At 70.7% G+C, this 17,458-nt stretch carries 3 protein-coding genes; all 3 read right to left on the bottom strand.

The features are described from left to right. Positions 1–60: 60 nt before the first annotated feature. Positions 61–3,345, bottom strand: coding sequence for a right-handed parallel beta-helix repeat-containing protein (locus KBX21_RS13985; RefSeq protein WP_049572035.1), 3,285 nt, complete (start codon positions 3,343–3,345; stop codon positions 61–63). A gap of 92 nt (positions 3,346–3,437) precedes the next feature. Further along, positions 3,438–5,084: a hypothetical protein gene (locus KBX21_RS13980; protein WP_210842163.1), complete on the bottom strand. Its 1,647-nt coding sequence runs from the start codon at positions 5,082–5,084 to the stop codon at positions 3,438–3,440. Between the two features lie 92 nt (positions 5,085–5,176). Then, positions 5,177–17,452 carry a hypothetical protein gene (locus KBX21_RS13975; protein ID WP_374225726.1) on the bottom strand — a complete coding sequence of 4,092 codons (12,276 nt, stop codon included), beginning with the start codon at positions 17,450–17,452 and terminating at the stop codon, positions 5,177–5,179. Between the last annotated feature and the right edge of the window lie 6 nt (positions 17,453–17,458).

Genomic DNA, 17,458 nt, shown 5'->3' with positions numbered 1-17,458 from the left:
CGGAGGACGGTGGCGCCCACCCGTGCCGGTCGTGCACCGGCCGGTGGGCGCCACCGCGCGTCACGGCACGTCGGCCGGGGTGAGCAGGGTCAGGTCGTCGCGGGTGGGGTCGGTCAGGGCGATGGTGCGTCCCGCCTGGCGGGTGATCATGCGCTCCAGGACCTGCCGCGCGTAGCGGGCGTTACCGAAGGACTCCGTGCGCGGCACCCCGGAGAAGTGCTGCCCGAGCGCGGCCACGGTCTCCTCCGGGACGGTGAACCCGCTGTCGGTGGCCATACGCCCCACGATGGTGACCAGTTCGTCGTCGGAGTAGTCCTCGAACCGCACGTTGTGGGAGAAACGCGAGGCCAGACCCGGGTTGGAGTCGAGGAAGCGCTGCATCTCCGCGTTGTACCCGGCGACGATCACGACCACCTCGTCCCGGTGGTCCTCCATCAGCTTGACCAGGGTGTCCACGGCCTCCTGGCCGAAGTCACCGTTGGCGGCCCCGGACGGGGTGAGGGTGTAGGCCTCGTCGATGAACAGCACGCCGCCGCGCGCCTTCTCGAAGGTCTCCAGTGTGAGCTGCGCGGTGTGACCGATGTAGCGCCCGACCAGGTCCGCGCGGGCCGCCTCCACCGTGTGACCGGTGGGGAGCACGCCCAGGGCGCGCAGCAGCTGGCCGTAGAGCCGGGCCACCGTGGTCTTACCGGTACCGGGCGGTCCCGCGAAGACCAGGTGATGGCTGAGGCTGGGCGCCGGCATCCCGATCGCCCGCCGCCGCTCGGCGGCGACCAGCACGTTGACGAGGTCGTTGACGGTGGACTTGACCTCGGACAGGCCGGTCAGCGCGTCGAGCTGGGCGCGCAGGCCCGCGACGTCGTCCCCGCCGGGCCCGCCGGACTGTGCGGCGACGGCGCCGAGGTCGTCGGGGTTGAGCACGGTGAGTTCGGCGGGGTCGGCGGGCGGGTCCTCGCCCAGTCTGTGGGCCTGGCGGTCCACCATCTCCTCGAAGACCTTGCGGGCCTCACGGCCGTTACCGAACGCGGGCCCCTTGGGCAGGGCCTCGAAGTGCTGGAGCAGCAGCGGGCGCAGGTCCGGCGAGAGCGTGTACTGGTGGACGGCGCCGAGGCGCTCGACGATGCTCACCAGCTCTTCGGCCTGGTAGTTGGGGAACATGACGGTTCGAGCGAAACGCGAGGCCAGACCGGGGTTCGAGGACAGGAAGCCGTCCATCTCCGCCGCGTATCCGGCGACGATGACGACCACCTCGTCGCGGTGGTCCTCCATCAGCTTGACCAGGGTGTCGATGGCCTCCTGGCCGAAACCGCCGTTGTCCTCGGAGGAGAGCGTGTACGCCTCGTCGACGAACAGCACGCCGCCCCGGGCCTTCTCGAACACCTCGCTGGTCTTGATGGCGGTGGCGCCGACGTACTGGCCGACCAGGTCCGCGCGGGCGGCCTCGACGACGTGCCCGTAGCGCAGCACGTCGAGGTCGGCCAGGACCCTTCCGTAGAGCCGGGCCACGGTCGTCTTGCCGGTTCCGGGAGGACCGGCGAAGACCAGGTGTCGGGCGACGGGCGGAGAGGGCAGGCCCATCTCGGCCCGGTGCCGGGCCATCTTGTTGCGGTTGATGAGGGTCGTGACCTCGTCCTTGACGCTCTCCAGGCCGATGAGGGCCTGGAGTTCGGCCAGCGGGCCACGCTCCTCGTCGTCGTCCTCCTCGTCCTCGGAGGACGTTCCCGGCGCGGTCTCGGCGACGGCGTCGGGCCCGTACAGGTCCTCCGCGTTGTTGCCCTCGCTGACCAGCGAGTTGGCCTGGACGTTTCCTCCGGCGACGGTCTGGCGCAGCCCGGCCCGGGCGTTCGCGCGCACGGTGCAGCCCTCGAGGACGACGTCCTCGCTGCTGCCGACAAGGACCCCGTCGCCGCCGTTGCCGACCAGTTCGCAGGAGCGCAGCACCGCGCGGGCGCCCGCCGCGACCAGGACGCCGTTGCGGGTGTTCTCGTGCGAGCGCACGCGCAGCGCGGTGATCTCCCCCTCGGAGTGCGCGGCCACGCCGTCGCCGCCGCACTCGGAGGCCTCGCTGTCGCGCAGGTCGAGCACGGCACCGCCGGTGGCGGCGAGCCCGTTCTCGCGGGCGCCGATGACCCGCACCCCGCTCAGGGAGGCGCGCGCTCCGGCCGCCGCGTACACGCCGGTCCGGCGCGAGCGGGTGACCTCGAAGTCCTCCACGCGTCCGCCGCCGCCCTCCCAGCGCACGCCGTGGCTCCGGGATCCGGTGACGGTGCCGTTGCGGAGGAAGGGCGCCGCCCCGGAGAGGATCTCGACACCGGGCCCCGCTGTACGTCCCACGTTGACGCGGTCGAACTCGGCGGTGGAGTCCTCGGTGACGTGGATTCCGGCGGCCTCCGTGCCGTGCACGGTCAGACCGCTGAAGGTGGTGGAGGAGCGGCCGGTGACGCTGACACCCTCCGCGCCCGCGTCCCGGACCTCGCAGTCCCGGAGGTGTCCTCTTGCTTTGTCCTCGGCCAGGATGCCCACGCCGCCGCTGCCGGTGACGCGGACCCGCTCCACGCGGGGGTCGGTCCCGGCGCGCAGGACCAGGCCGCGGCCCGCCGCCTTCTCGACGACGAGGTCGCTGACCGTCACGGGGGACCGGGTCGAGATCACGACGCCGTCGTCGGCGACCCCGCTCACGCGCAGGTCGCTCAGGCCCGTGGCCGCGTGCTCGTCGACCACCACGGCGGCCTTGGTCGTTCCCGATACCGTGCAGTCGCTGATGTGCCCGGCGCCGCTGCCCGCCGCGTAGACGCCGTTGGCGCCCGCGTCGCGGATGGTGCACCGGCGTACCTCGGGGGCACCCTTGTCGTTGATGACGACACCGCTGGTGCCGACGTCCTCGATGACGCAGTCCTCGATGACGCTGGTCTGGGGGGAGGTGACGACGATGCCCGCCCCCGCGCTGCACCGCACGGTGCAGCCCCGGAGCGCCAGGGCTCCCTCGCCCCGGGCGAGGACGGCCGCCCAGGCGGCCCCCTCCACCTCGCAGTCGGCGAGTTCGACCTGACCGGCGGCGGCGTCCACGACCGGGGCTTCCGAGTCGCGGCCGCGCAGGACGAGGCCGGTGAGTTTGACCGCCTCGGCCACCGAGGTGACGGCGGTGCCCGAGGAGCAGAGGATCTCGACGGTTCCGGGGCCCTCGGCCGCCATCAGCGTCACCACGCGTGAGAGCACGAGTTGTTCGTCGTAGCGTCCGGGGGCCAGTGACAGTACGGCGCCGTCACTGGCGCCGGCGAGGGCTTCGCCGATGGTGCGGAACTCGGCTCCGCCGGTGGGGTCGACCGCGCGCACGTGACGGTTCATCGCCTGTCGTCTTCCTTTCTGTGCCCGCGGGCCGGTGAGGCCCGCGGGCTTGTCCAACTGCCGGTACGGGGTTACCGGCGGCTACTCTCCCGTCAGCGGCACTCGGCCTCGACCACCGACAGCGGGAGCTGCGGGGCCTCGCCGCCTTCGGGGATGGGGCCCCTGTTGCGTGCGCGCAGCGTGAACGAGTCCCCGACGTCCTGGAGCTCGGTCAGGGCCCAGTAACGGCCGTCGTCGGGCTGGGTGACCTCGAAACCGCCGCGGAAGGAACCGCCGGCGTTCTCGCCGTCGAACAGCTCGTAGTGGGTGGGGACGCCGTTCGCCCACAGCGGGTCGGGGCCGTTCTGCACGAGGATCTTGACCGTGCAGGTCGAACCGGCGCCGCCGGGCCAGAACGTCCACTCCGCGGAGGTGTTGCCACCGTCGGGGTCGCCGCTCACGGCCATGACATCGTAGCCGTCGTCACATCCGGCCCCGTCGTAGCCCGCGGGCCCCGAGCGCCAGACGCCGTCACCGTGGATCTGGTAGCGGGCCCCCTCGGAGTCACAGCCGGGACCGGCGACCGCGCGGAACGGCTCCGGCTCGGGCTCGGGCTCGGGCTCCGGCTCGGGCTCCGGCTCCGGCTCCGGCTCGGGAGCCGACTGGGGCTCCACCTCCTCGGCGGACCGGGGCTCGGGAGCGGACGTGGAACGCTGCTCCTCCGCCTCGACACCCTCGCTGAGCGGCTCCAGGCTCTGCCCGGTCTGGGCGCTGAGCGGCTCGGACCCCGCACCATCGGACGCGTCGCCCTCGGCGCCGTCGCCCTCGGTGTCGGCCTTGGAGCCGTCGCCCTTGGAGTCGTCCTCGGTGTCCTCTTCGGACCCCTTGCCCTTGCCGGACTCGGGCTCCTCGGACTTCTCCGTGTCCTCCTCGCCCTTGCTGTTGCGCTCGGTGAGCAGGGTCTCCAGCAGCGAGCCCTTCTCGACGGTCACGCCCTGGGGTTCGCCGACGCCGTCGCCGCCCCCGCCGGTGCCGTCGCCGCCGCGCTCGCCGCCGTCCTCGTCGTCATCCTCGGTCACTCCCGCGACCGGGGCGCCCGCAGGACCACCGGACGAGGGGTCCACGGGGCGTTCGGGCAGGCCTCCGCCGCCCGATCCCCCGGGGGCGCCCGCACCGGCCGAGGCCGGGTCCGGGACGGCACCGGGGTCCGCCCCGGTGTCCGCACCGGGGAGGACGGGGGCGTTCGGCTGTACCTCGGGAACGTATCCCTGGACGCCCGTCCCCGAGGCGGAGGCGGACGCGGAGGCACTGGACGGGTCCGCGAAGCTGCCGGAGGCGAGGTCGGTCTGGAGCGGCGCACCGGCCTGGTGTTCCTTGGCCGCGGAGAGGCCGAACGGGGCGGCGACGAGCATCAGACCGGCGATGGCCGCGACCGCGAGGGTCGGACGGCCCGGGCGGTAGCGCTCTTCGGCCTTCTCAGTGCCCTCGGCGTTCCGGGCGGCGCCGCCGCGCAGCGCCAGCGCCGCGAGCAGTGCGTTGCGGCCGCGTTCGGTGTCGGCCTTGGCCTCGACCGCTTCGGAGGTGGCCGCGGCCGGTACGGGGGCGGGGGTTGGAGCGGGGTGCGGCGCGGTCTGGCCTGGGCCGCGCTCGGACGGGGCCCCGATGGCGTCCCGGGCCGTGGCCTGGGGCACCTCCCCCGTCGAGCTCAGCACGGGCCCCGTGCGGTGGGGACCGCGCGGTGCCTCGGTGTTGTCGGTCATTCTTCGTTTCTTCCTTTCGGAAACCGGAGGTCCTCCGGCGTATCGGGGGCGGCCGCGAAAAGCGGCACTGGTGGGGATGGTCTGTGGGCCCGTCAGGTCGGGTTGAGGGCGGTCATGAAGTTCGCCTGCATCACCGGGTTGACGCCCGTGGTGTTGGGCGCTGGTGGCGGCGGGGGTGGCGGAGCGGGTGGCGGAGCGGGCGGACGGAAGGCGTCCCGCAGGGCCTCGAAGAAGGAGTCCAGGGAGGTCCGATGTGTGTGCAGGGCTTCGTGGAGCGCGTGGCGGCGCTCGACCAGCTCGCGCAGGGCCACCACCATCTCCTCTGACAGGTCCCGGGGAGTCCCGGCGTCGTCCCGGAGCGAGTCCAGTCCGTCCAGGGCGGCGCGGTGCTGCGCCGCGGTCACGTCAGCCGGACGGTTCCATCCGTGGTCGTCGGCTCCCGAGCCGAGGTACTCACGGATCGCCTGGACGCCGTCCACGGTCTGCTCCGACCATGACCTCGGGTTCATCTCCGGTCCGAGTGCGAGCAGGTCGGTGGCTTCCCGGGCGTGCGCACGGGAGTCGTCCGACCGGTCCAGCCCCAGCTCGTTGTCGAGCGCCGTGCCGAGCGCCTTCTCGGTGTCGGCGGCGGCGGTCTGATGCTCCGCGACAGTGTCCCACGCGGCGATGGATTCGGCACTCACGCCGGTGGCGATCTGACGGACCTGGTCCAGGCTCAGCCAGACGTCGACCGTTGAGGTGGTGCTCTCCGCCTTCGGTGGGGTACCCGACTTGGTGTCCTGCGCGACGACCAGCACATCGATGGGGAAGCGCACCAGGTACCCGGGCCCCTTCTCGGGGGCTTCCGCGCGGGTCTGCACGGTGGACACCGACTGCTTGTTGCCGCCCCCCGCGGAGCTCTTCGCTCCGGCAGTGTTGGCGCCGCCGCCGAGGAGTGCCAGGTTCTCGTCGAAGCCGGAGGCTGGCTGGTCCACACCCTTCATAACCGAGTGGTCCACCCCGGTGTTGATCGCGGTGGATCCGGCGTGGGCCACGGAGTCCTCGTCGCGGTGCGTGTCCTGGCTCTCCCTGCCGGCCCCCAGGTCCCCGACCGCCCCGATGATACGGGCGCCGTCGGGGTCGATCTGGGTGAACAACTTCGTCTCCAGGCCGGGCACGGCGAAGGGCCCCTGCTTGTCCAGGCCCACCAGGGTCGCGCCATCGCCCGTTGACGAGGAGTCGAACAGCGTGGTCAGCACCTGCTGGTCGATGGCGGCGCCGAGCATGGGCGCGCGCGATCCGGGACGCCCCTGGTGCAGGTGGTCGACGGCGTTGGAGACGTTCCGTCCGTTGGCGTCGGGCTGCCAGTCCAGGGCCCGTGCCTGGGCGATCACCGCGGCGTCCGCGATCGGGCCGCGTCCGACCGCCTCGACCGGAGGCAGGTTGGTCTGCGGGCGCCCGAGGCCGCCGAACCAGTCGTTGGAGATGGCCTGGACGTTGTTCGGCCCGGTGGCGGGCGGTGCGAACGGCTGGGAGGTGACGGGTGTCGGGGCGGGGGGCGTGGGCTGGAAGGTCCCCGCCTGGTACACCTCGGTTCGGGTCCCTACGTCGGTGTGCCCAGAGAAGACTTTGCCGTCGTCCACCGACAGGGTGAAGTCGAGCCTTGTCGGCGTGGCACCGGTGACTCCGGGGGCCTTGACCGTTCGGGTCTCCGACTCCGTGGTGGTGTCCGAGGTCAGGTGTGCCTTGGTGGTCCCGCTCTCCGCACCGGTGCCCGTGGACGGGATGAAGGACTGGTACCGGTCATTCGGGAAGGTGGCGGCCCCGCTGCTGTCGGTTCCGCTGGCCGGGACCGGGTTGACCAAGCCGTCCAGGCCGGCGGTCACACCGTGCTTCTTCTGCTCGCCCTCGGAGGCGTTGTGTTCGGTGGACTTCGAGACGGAACGCTCCGAGGACATCCCCGACTCGACCGGACCGAAGACGGGTGCGCCGTTGGGCACCAGCTTGAGCAGCAGCCACCCTCCCTCGCTGAAACGCTGTTCACCCATGAAATCGTGGCGGAACTTGACATCCAGGGCCAGGCCTCCGGACTGGTACCTGAGGTTGAGGCCCCTGGTGGTGGTGGGGGACAGGGCGGCCCTGATGACGCGCTGGCTCTGGTCGGTCAACTCGAAACCGTTCGCGCGCACCTCCCGGTTGATGCTGTCCAGGGCAGCGCGGGAGTCGATGTTGTTGAGGGCGTACCCGGAACCCTCCCGTCCGGGGATGACCCCGATGTCGTTGGGCACCGAGCGGGCGTTCGTCAATGCGGTGTCGAGACCGGCGGTGCCTGGCAGGGCCGCATTCTGGGCGAGGTCGAGGACGCGGTAACGCGCGTCGGTGTGACCGTTCGCGTCGTGGTGCGTGGGCGTGACCTGCTCCTGGACCTGCTCGCCCTGTGGGCGGTCGCGGTCGTTCCCGTCCTGGTTCTGTTCGTCCCCCGGACGGTTCTGGGTGTTCGGGGTGCGGTCGTCGTCGCCCTGCGTCCGGTTGTCCTGCGTCCGGGTGTTCGAGGTGCGGTCGTCGTCACCCTGCGTCCGATTGTCCTGCGTCCGGTTGTTCGAGGTGCGGTCGTCGTCGCCCTGCGTCCGATTGTCAGCAGGGCGGTTGCGGTCACCGGTGTCGTCACCTCCGGCAGGCCTCGTCACGACGTTGCCGTGCCCGTCGGTGGTGGTACTGAACGGCAGCGTGGCAACGGTTGCCCAGCGGGTGCGAATCGTTGTGTCCACGCTGTACCGGTCGACGGTCCTCACGTTCACGGTGCTGCCGGGCAGGGAGATCTTGTTCTCCTCGCCGAACGAGGTGGAGTCGCCCTGCGTCTGCGTCTGCTTCGTGGCGAAGGGGATGAAACCCAGGGTGCCACGCACGCGGTTGTACCTGGTGTCGCCCTGGTTGGGGGACGCTTCTCCCTTGAGGCCGATCGTCACATTGTGCGAGGAGCTCTCGCTCGTGCCCACGACCCTGTCTGACTCGGCCTTGAAGGTGAGGCCGACTTCGCTGTCGAGCAGCACTCCCGACGTGTGCACCGACACACGCTCGGCGTTGATGTTGAGCGAGAGATCGGCGCGTTTGGTCCAGGAGTCCTCGAACTGGCCCTGGAGCAGGAGGCCACCGTCGTGCACGTCCATCGAGTGGGCGGCCAGGGCCTGGGGCGAGCTGAGGACACGCCAGGTGCCCATGACGGCCTCGCCCGAGCGGGAGGCGGCGGTGAAGCCGGGAGCGGACCTCACGGAGTCCACGAGGTTGTCCCACAGGCCGGGAGACTCGGAGTGCTTGGGCGCGTGCGGCAAGCTGTCGAGATCGAGGTCCGGCCGAGGACGTGGCGTTCCGTCCCGGTTGTCGGCAGCCCGACCATCCTGGTTCTGCTGGTTGCCCTGGGCCTGATTGTCGCCCTGGGCCTGCTGATTGCCCTGGTCCCCCTGAACCGGTGCCGCGGGGGGGTTGTTCGTCGGGTTCGGTGGGCGCAGACGCGCGTCACGCTCCACGGCGAACCGGTGGTCCTCCCCCAGCCCGCGTGCCGTGGCGGCGTCGCCGTGCGTGCGCCGCTCAGTATTGCGCGCCTCGGTGAGCTCGCGCTCGCTGGCGGGAAGAGCGTCTCGGGCGTTCGTCGATGCGTTCCGGGCCCCCGTGGCGGTTTGCACGGCCTCCTGAGCCTCGTTCACCAGGGTCTGGGAATTGTCCACCTGTGTCTCTGCCCGGGTGACTTCCGCACTCAGCTCGGAGGGGGTCTGCTTGCTCAAGCGGGCCACGTTCTCCGGGTCCCTGGCAGACTCGACGGGCTTCGTGCCGCTCTCCCCCGCGGACTCGACGGGCTTCGTGCCGCTCTCCCCCGCGGACTCGATGGGCTTCTTGCCGATCTCCCCCTCGGACTTGTCGGCCTTCTTGTCCAGCTGATCGGCCCTGGTGTCGAGGTCACCCGCCTCCCGGACGGCTCTCAGGGCCCCTTCACGCTTCTCGCTGATGGCCTGGGGCGTCTCCGGCCGCGGCGGGGTACGAGCCGGATCGCTGGCGTCCGAGGGAGTCGGTTGTGTGGCCTTGTTGTAAGCCGCCTCAGCGTCCTCCAGCGCCCTGCGGGCGTCCTCTCTGGTCTCGACAGTGCGGTCCCAGTTGGCGGCAGCCGCTTCCCAGAGGCGGTTGGCGGTGGACAGATTCGTCGTCTCGGGCGTGGGCGTACCCAACGGCGTGATGAGGTCGGATGCTGCAGGCACCGTTGGTGTCGTGGCGCCGGTCGCCTCTCGGAGCGCCTTGACGTAGTCCCACATCCTCTGGACGGCGTTCGCGTTGCGATCAGCCGCCGCCTGCTGGGCGTGAGCAGCATCCAAGCGGTCCTGAACCGCCTGCTGTACCTGGGACAGCTCAAGATTCTTCTGCGTGAGGACCTCCCGGTCCTGAGCGAGTGTCTCGTTCCTGGTCTCCAGCGTCTTCTCGGCGGCGTCCAGCGTGTCCTGGTTGTTCGTGAGGGCGTCGGCGAGAGCTTTCAGACCGTCTCGCGCGGTCTCGGCAGCGGTAGCCGCCTCATGGTGCCGTCGGGCCTGATCGAGCGCCCGTTGGGCGGCGTCGCGGGCTGCTCTCTGGTCAGCCGAGCGGTCGGTGTTCGGGCCGGGACTGTCGAGTTCGCCCGGCACCGGTGTCGTCCTGGGGCCCTCCACCACGACACGGGGGCGCTGGGCGTCGGGGCCCGAGCCCTGCGGGGTGACGGAGATGGGCGCGTGGCTCCCGATCGAGGCCCGAAGGTCGAGCGCGTAGGACCAGGTCTCCAGGTCACCCTTGGCGCTGGAGGAGGCTTCGACCCCGCCCTTGCGGGTGCCGGAGAACGGCTTCGCGTTCTCGTGCTCGTAGGTGTATCCGGCACCCACTTCGAGGACGCCCTTGGGCAGACCGCCGGCCGTCGCCCCGAACCGGGCCTGGATCATGGCCGTGACCTCCGCGCCGTAGGCGATCGAGTTCTGTTCGCCAGACCCCTGGGCGGTCGAGGCGCTGAGCGCTGAACTCAGGGAGCCGCCGCCTCGCGTGCCCTCGAACCGGGCATCGCCGAACCGCCCGTCCAGCCGAACGGTGAGGAAGTCGGCGCCGTCCCGGTCGTCGGTGCGTACCGACGGCAGGAAGACACCGAGCGCGTCGCGGAGCTTCCCAGGGGCGGGCGTCAGCGCGTTGCCCAGACCGCCGGTACGCAGGATGATGTCGACGCCCCCGGTTGTCAGGCCATCGGACTCGGCGATCGCCCTCCCGGCCTGCTCGTAGATCTCCAAGGTGTTCTGTGCCCGAAGGTCCGGCCCCTTCCACACACTCCCCAAGAATCCTCGACGGTCTCCGGGGGCCCCGGAGGGGTCGTTGACCAGTTCGGGGTGAAGGTTGAAGACCTGCTGGTGGATGAGCTTGGCCGCGACGGTCATGGGCGAGTCGCCGTTGCCGTCCCTCAGACGCCCGTCTCCCCACTCGGCCCGCACCGGAACCGCCTCACCCAGGTGCTGCACGCGGTCGTTCTGGAGACCGGGAGTGGTGGGCGCGGCCGGGGGAGTCTGTGTGCCGCGGTTGTTGCCACCCGCAGCCAGGGAGACGGCGTCGGATGTCGAGACCTGGTCGAGGGTGATCAGGTCCAGGATTCCCTCCAGCACTCGTGGCTGGGGCTGGGGCTTGGACGAGCGACCACCGCGCTCCTGGTTGTTGTTACCGGTGTTGCCCGTGTTGTTGTTACCGGTGTTGTTGTTGCCGGTGTTCCCCGTGTCGGTGGAGTTCTCCGTCCTGGGCGGGGTGGGCTGCTGCTCGGTGGTCGTGACCCGGTAGATGCGTTCCACCTGATAGAAGGCGGAGTCACCCTTGGTGCCGGGCCCGAACACGCGCTCGCTGCCGTATTCGATGCTGCGCGTGTGCTTCTGTGCGCCCTTGACTCCACCACCCACCTCGGTACCGGCCCGAAGCGCCGCCCCCACAGCGGGGATGATGGTGCCGATGAATCCGATGCCTGCTCGGATCTCCTGCTTGTTGGTGCGCCCCGCACTGAACTGCGCGTTGCCGGACGACTTGTTGGTGTCGGAGAAGGACGAGTCCTTCAGCTCCGGTCCGATCCTCGTGTAGTTGACGGGGCCGCCGCTGAGCTCGACGAACTGCGCGTTCCCGGCGTCGTCCTGGTAGGGGAACCGCAGTACCTCCCCGTCGTCCGCGCGTCCCAGGTGGTCACGCAGCGTCCGCATGTCGACCGGGAACCTGTCGGGCAGTGTGCTGTCGACGACGGCCAGTGTGTGTGAGAACCGCGGGGCGCGGATCGGGATCCCGTCCCCGTCACCGTCGCGTGAGGCCGGATCGTCGGTGCGGAACTGTTGGGGCGCACGGTCGGTGGTGGTGCCCCCGTCACCGTTGTTGTCACTCAGATGACCCGCCAGGACCAAGTCGAACGCGTCGTTCAAGCGGTCGGAGAAGCTGACCCGGACCGGCGGCCCGGCGGGCTGCTGCACGCCGGTGCCCTGCTGTCCGGCGGGCTGCTGCACGCCGGTGCCCTGCTGTCCGGTGGGCCGCTGCTGTTGTCCGCCCGGTTGCCGCTGCCCACCCGTATGCTGCTGCCCGCCCGTATCCTGTTGCCCCCCGGCCGGTCTGGGCGGCTGCGGCAACGGCGTGACGTCCAGGGTCGCGTTCACGACGAGATCGCCGGCGAAGTGGGCGGGGCCGTCCCCGTCCACGTCGACCTTGCTCTTGTGTCGGCGTTCCGAGCTGGTCTGGTACTCGGTGCCGCGCTGTCGGACCGCGAACGACCCCTTCAAACGGGTGGTGATCAACGCCGGCTTGGCGAGGGCCTTGCCGATGATGGTTACGGGAGCCGCCACGTTGACGCTCTTGCGGCTCTGCTGGGATCCGCTGCCCACCGTCTTGGCACGGTTCTCGGTCGCGTCCCCGGCGTTGACGCGGTGGTCGGGGGAGTCCGTGATGTCGCGCCACGTGCGGTCCACCGTCAACCGCACGTTCCCTCGCGGGGGCGGAGGATTCTGGTCGTTGCCGTCGCCGTCCCGGTTGGGGTTGGGAACGTGCACGGGGACGTCGATCGCCTCACCCGGAACAGTGCGGCCTCCGCTGATGCGCTCGATGGCCTCCGTGAAGGCCCGGCCGTGCGGCTCCACGCCGTGCTGCGTGATCTGGCCGAGCAGACGCTGCTCCAACCCGTCGACGTCGGCGTCGGGGTTCATCCGCATGCCGGAGTAGCCGCCGTAGTCCACGTTGGGACCGACGTCGGCGAGAGCGTCGAGCACCGCCGTCGTCTCCTGCGTGACCGGCCTGGTCACGGGCGGCGGGTCCGGCGGTGTCAGGTCGGTCTGCGTGACCACGATCTGCGGCGGGTCCTGGCGCGTGTCGTCGCCGTCGACCTGCTGCTGCGTGTCGGGGGGCGGCACTGTCCCGTCCTGGACCCGCGGCGGTGGCGGGGGCGTCTCACCCGTGGTGGTCGGGTTGGTCCCGCGCGGTGCACGGGAGGAACCCTCGCCCCCGTCGTCGGTGACCCTGGGCCGACGAGGCCGCCGACGGTCCCCACGCTCACCTTCGTTGTCCCGCTGGTTGGTGAGGTCCTGCATCCGGTGGCTCTCGGGCCTTCGGCGGTTCCGTCCACTGCCTCCGCCGTCGCGGCTGCTGCCCCCGTTGTTCCGGCTGCTCCCCCCGTTGTTCCGTCCACTGCCTCCGCTGCTGCCGTCTTTGCTCCCGCTCTTGGACTTGAACGGGTTGGAGAAGGGTGACGCGGCCCGGTGGTCTCCGCCGCCTTGCGTGGTCACCGGAGTGGGTCCGCTCGGCATCTGCGACAACGGCGCGTCCATGCCCGCGTCGCGTGCGGTGTCAAGGGCCTGGTCCCAACGCCCGTCAGTGGTCCACTCCTGGACCGTACGGTCGAAATCGTCCCGCAGCCGGGGCGGGAGATCGGCGCGGACCTGGTCGTCGTCGCGACCGCGTACACGGCTGTCGTACGCGGCACCGAACAGGGCCACGTTGTCGGAGTGGTCCCGGTTCCCGTCGGGGTCGAGCACCTGGGACAGGTCCTGGTGCACGGAGTCGGGAAGGTCTCCCACGCGGGTGGGCGGGTCGTAGCGCGACGCCCCGTTCGCCTGGGTCTCGATCTGCTCCAGGTAGTGGTTGAGGATCTGCGGGGGCCGGTTGTCGCGCCCGCCGGGAGAGTCCATGTAGCCGCCGGCCTCGTGGACGGCGGTGGAGTCCGGTGAGTCACGGAGCACGGCACGGGGACGGCCGGACCCGTCCTGGGAACGGTCCTGGGACTCGTCGTTGAGGCCGATCTGGTGCAGGATCTCGTGCAGCCAGACGTCGGGGCCGTCATCCATGCGCCAGTTGGCGGTGTCACTACGCCCGGGCAGGTCCGGGTTGTCGCGGACCCAGGACACGTTGGAGTGCGGTCGACCGTCGGGACCGACCGGCTCCACACGGACGTGGAGCTGGTCCCCGCTGTCCGGCAGACGGTAGCGCTCGTTCACGACGTCATTCAGCCGGTCCAGGAAGATCCGCTGGGCCGTGTTCGCGTCTCCGCGGCTGACACCGGGACCGGTGTCGAAGTTGATCCGGACCGTGAGTTCGGTGACGTGCGTCGGCCCGTCGGGGCCGGGATCCGGCAGGGGGACGCGACGGATGTCGAAGCCGCGTTCCGCGACCGAGGTGATCGGGTTGTCCTTGGTGGACCCGTGCAGGATCTCGACACCGTCGGTGTCAACACCTGAGCGGTCGCGGTTGCCGCCCACCCGCGTGGGTTCGACGCTGTCGCGCGTGTCCTGCCAGTCCGTGGGCGGACGCGTCCGGTCGGAGACGGGGGCCGGGTCGTCGGGATTGGGGCGCGGGCGGGACACCGGTGGGGTGTTGGTCTGGTTGCGGCGCCCGTCCCCCGTGGACTCCTGGCCGCCCTGCGCGGCGGGGTTGAGCGGCGGGGCCATCACGACGGGCACGGGGGTGCCGTCGGGTCGCGCGGTCGCCTCGTTCGATCCGTCGTCCTGGCGGACGGGCGAGCCGGAACCGTCCTCGTCGCGCGTGGAGCCCTGGGAGCCGTCCTCGTTCAGCGGGCCCTGCTGCTCGCCGTTCTGGTGCACGGTCGCACCGGGGTCCTGCTCACCGGAGCGCTCGTCTCCGGGAGACCGGACGTCGGAGCCGGTGTCGTCCTGGGTGGTGCGGGTGTCGTTGGGTCCGGACTCGTTGTCCGGGGCGGTCTCGGAGTCGCCCTCGCGTCCGTTCGGGCGGTGGGTGTTCGTGTTGCCGTCGCTCGAACCCTGCCCGGTCGCGTTCGGGGTCGACCCGGGCGAGGGCTGCCCGTTGGTGCTGGTGTCGTCCGCAGTCCCCTGAGCCGGGGGGCTCTGGTCGGAGGACTGGTCCTGGTTGTCGATCGGTCGGACCGATCCGTCGGTGCCCGACTCCTGGTTCGGGGTCTCCCGGACCGGAGGGCTCTGGTCCGACTCCCCCGGGTTCGGGGTCTCCCGGACAGGGGTGTCCTCAGGCCCGGTCTCACGTTCAGGACCACCGGTCTCCCGCACCACACCGTCACCAGAGGACTCACCCTGCACCGGGGAGTTCTGATTCGGGGTCTCCTGAACCTGCTCACCCTGGTTCGGAGCGTCCTGGACCGGCCGATTCTGAGCCGGGGGCTCCTGGGTCGGCTGGTTCCGAACGGGGGTGTCCTCAACGGTGTTCTCACGCACGGGGCCATCCCCGTCACGCACCACACCGTCACCGGAGGAATCGCCCTGCACAGGCGGGTTCCGCACCGGCGAGCTCTGGTCAGCGCTCCCCTGGACAGGAGAGTTCGGGTTCGGGGACCCCTGGGACGGGGCCTCCTGGACAGGCGGGTTCTGGTCAGGATTTTCCTGAACGGGCTGCTCCTGGTTCGGCTGATCCCGAACCGGGGAGTTCCCGCCGTTCTCCTGCACGGGACCACCCCCGTCCCGCGCCACACCATCGCCAGAGGACTCATCCCGCACAGGAGACTCCTGGACAGGGGAATTCGGGTCCGGACCCGCCTGAACGGGCGGCTGCTCCCCGACCGGCGTTTCCCGCACCGGGGAGTTCCCACCGCTCTCCTGCACGGGACCACCCCCGTCCCGCACGACACCGTCACCGGAGGGCTCACCCTGCACCGGAGACTCCCGAACCGGCGAGCTCTGGTCAGGGCTCCCCTGGACGGGAGGGTTCGGGTTCGGGGACCCCTGGGGCGGGGCCTCCTGAACGGGCTGGTTCTGGTCAGGGCTCGCCTGCACGGGCGGGTTCTGGTCAGGGTTCCCCTGGACAGGCGGGTGGTCCTGGTTCGGCTGATCCCTGACAGGGGGGTTCGGGTCCGGGCTCCCCTGGACCGGCGGCCGCTCCTGGTTCGGCGTCTCCGGGGCAGGCTGGTTCTCGGCCCCGTCCTGGTTCCCGGGCGTCGTCTCGGGCCCGTCCACCACCGCCGGGCCCTGGCCGTCACCGGTCTCCTCGGGGGAGCGGTCCTGTCCCCCGGTGTTCTGGTCCTGGCCACCGGGGACGGGCCCGTCCCCGGCCCCGTCGTCCTCCACGGACGTGTTCTCCGGTCCACCCCGGTTCAGGTGGTCGGAGTCGTTGCCGCTCTCGTTCTCGTTCTCGTTCGAGGGATTGACGGGCCGTTCGGAACCCTGCCCGAAGGAGTCCTGCGTCGTGGGCGTCCCGTTCGAGGCGTCGTTCTCGTTGGTCGGTGTTTCGGGCAGGGAGGAACCGTTCTCGGACCGACCGTTCGTGTCGGAGGACTCGGTGGTGACCTGCTGGGGCGGTGGGGGAGGCGGTGGGTTCGAGCCCCGTGTGGGGTCGTTGGTCGAGTCGTTGCCCTGTCCGCGCGAGCGATCGCCCTCCCCTGACGAGGAGGAGCCGTTCGAGGAGGACGCGTCCGACTCGGAGTCGCCCGAAGAGGATCCGGAATCCGACGTGCTGACGTTCCCGTCCGGGGAACCGCCGACATCGCCACCGACGCTGCGGTTGTCGTTGACACCGTCGTCGGAAGGGCCGGGCTGCGGGGTGGGCGGGGGCACTCCGTCGGGGAGGCCCGCGTTCCGGAGGTGGTCGAGCAGCAGCAGTCCGCCCTGCGTGAGACTCTGCTGCACCGCACCGGAGACGAGTCCGGAGACCCCGGACAGCCACGTGACGGAGAAGGTCTTCTGGTCGCTGAAGAGCAGGTTGAAGAAGCCCTCGCTGAGGGTTCCCTGAGCGGCGTTGGCGATGCCCTGGCCGCCGAGCTGTGCCAGGAAGTTCTTCCAGTGCGTGCCCACGTCGGAGAGTCCGTCGCGCACCCCGGTGGGTACCCCCGTGGTCAGGAAGTCGCGCATGTTGGGGTCCAGGCCCCGCCCGTACTTGCTCACGACGTCGTTCAGGGCGTCGTTGAGTCCGTCCCTGCCCCAGTTCCGGGTGAAGGCGTCGGCGTAGCGCTCACCGAAGTCGCGGGCCTGGTCCTTACCCATCGAACCGCCCAGGGAGTTGGCGAACTGGTCTCCCATGTCGGTGCGGAAGCGTTCGCCGTCGATCGGGCGGTTCCACCCTGGCCGGTTGTCCATGCCGTACGGCCGCAGCAACTCGTCGCTGTTACGGCCCATCACGCCGCCGATGCCATCGGGCAGTCCGCCGGGGCCGCCGCCGACGCTGCCCGTGGGGAAGTTGTCGTCGAGCTGTTTGGTGATGGAGGGCCCGGTGGTGTTGCCGAGCAGCTTGTTGAACTGATTGGACAGCGCGCTGCCGCCGAAGACGGCGGCGGTGCCGAACAGGCCGTCCAGCATGGCGCCCTTGGCCGCGTCCTCGGTGAGCTTGTGGTCCCACCCGTCGCGGTTGCCCTGGTCGATCTGGATGCGCTGGATCAGCGCGTCCAGCGTGAGGGCGAAGAACTGGCTGATGGCCATCTGCTGGAGCAGCGTGGAGAGCAGCCGGAACATGACCCGTCCGATAACGGTGCGGGCGATCGCCTGGAAGATCGGGATCTTGGCCAGGGAGGCGCCGAAGGTGTAGGGCGCCATGGCGATCGCCCAGGCGATCTCCACGGCCAGCTGGACGAGCTGGCCGATGATCATCCACTTCGCGTACTGCACCTGTGTGCCCGCGTTGTGGACGTACTCCTGGAGACCCCGGGCGACCTTCGTCCCCTCACCGAGGTAGTTGTTCTGCCCCGCCGTGAACTCGTCCACCGACTGGTCGAAGAAGTCCGCCGCCGTGGCGTCGAAGTTCTCCCGCACCTTGTTCTTGATCCGGATGACGAGCTGGGGGAGCTCGATCTCCAACCGGTCAGCGGTGGTGCCGTAGACCTGGGCGAGCTCCCACAGCCGCGTCTCGTCGGCGGTGGGCCACTCCGAACCTGTCAGAACCGAGAACAGGTTGCGGAGTTCGGCGGGCAGTTCCATTCCCAT

This window comes from Nocardiopsis sp. B62 (genome assembly GCF_018070675.1).
GTDB classification, from domain to species: Bacteria; Actinomycetota; Actinomycetes; order Streptosporangiales; family Streptosporangiaceae; genus Nocardiopsis; species Nocardiopsis prasina.
Note: the sequence above shows the minus strand (reverse complement) of the source record. Positions and strands in the feature narration are given on the sequence as shown.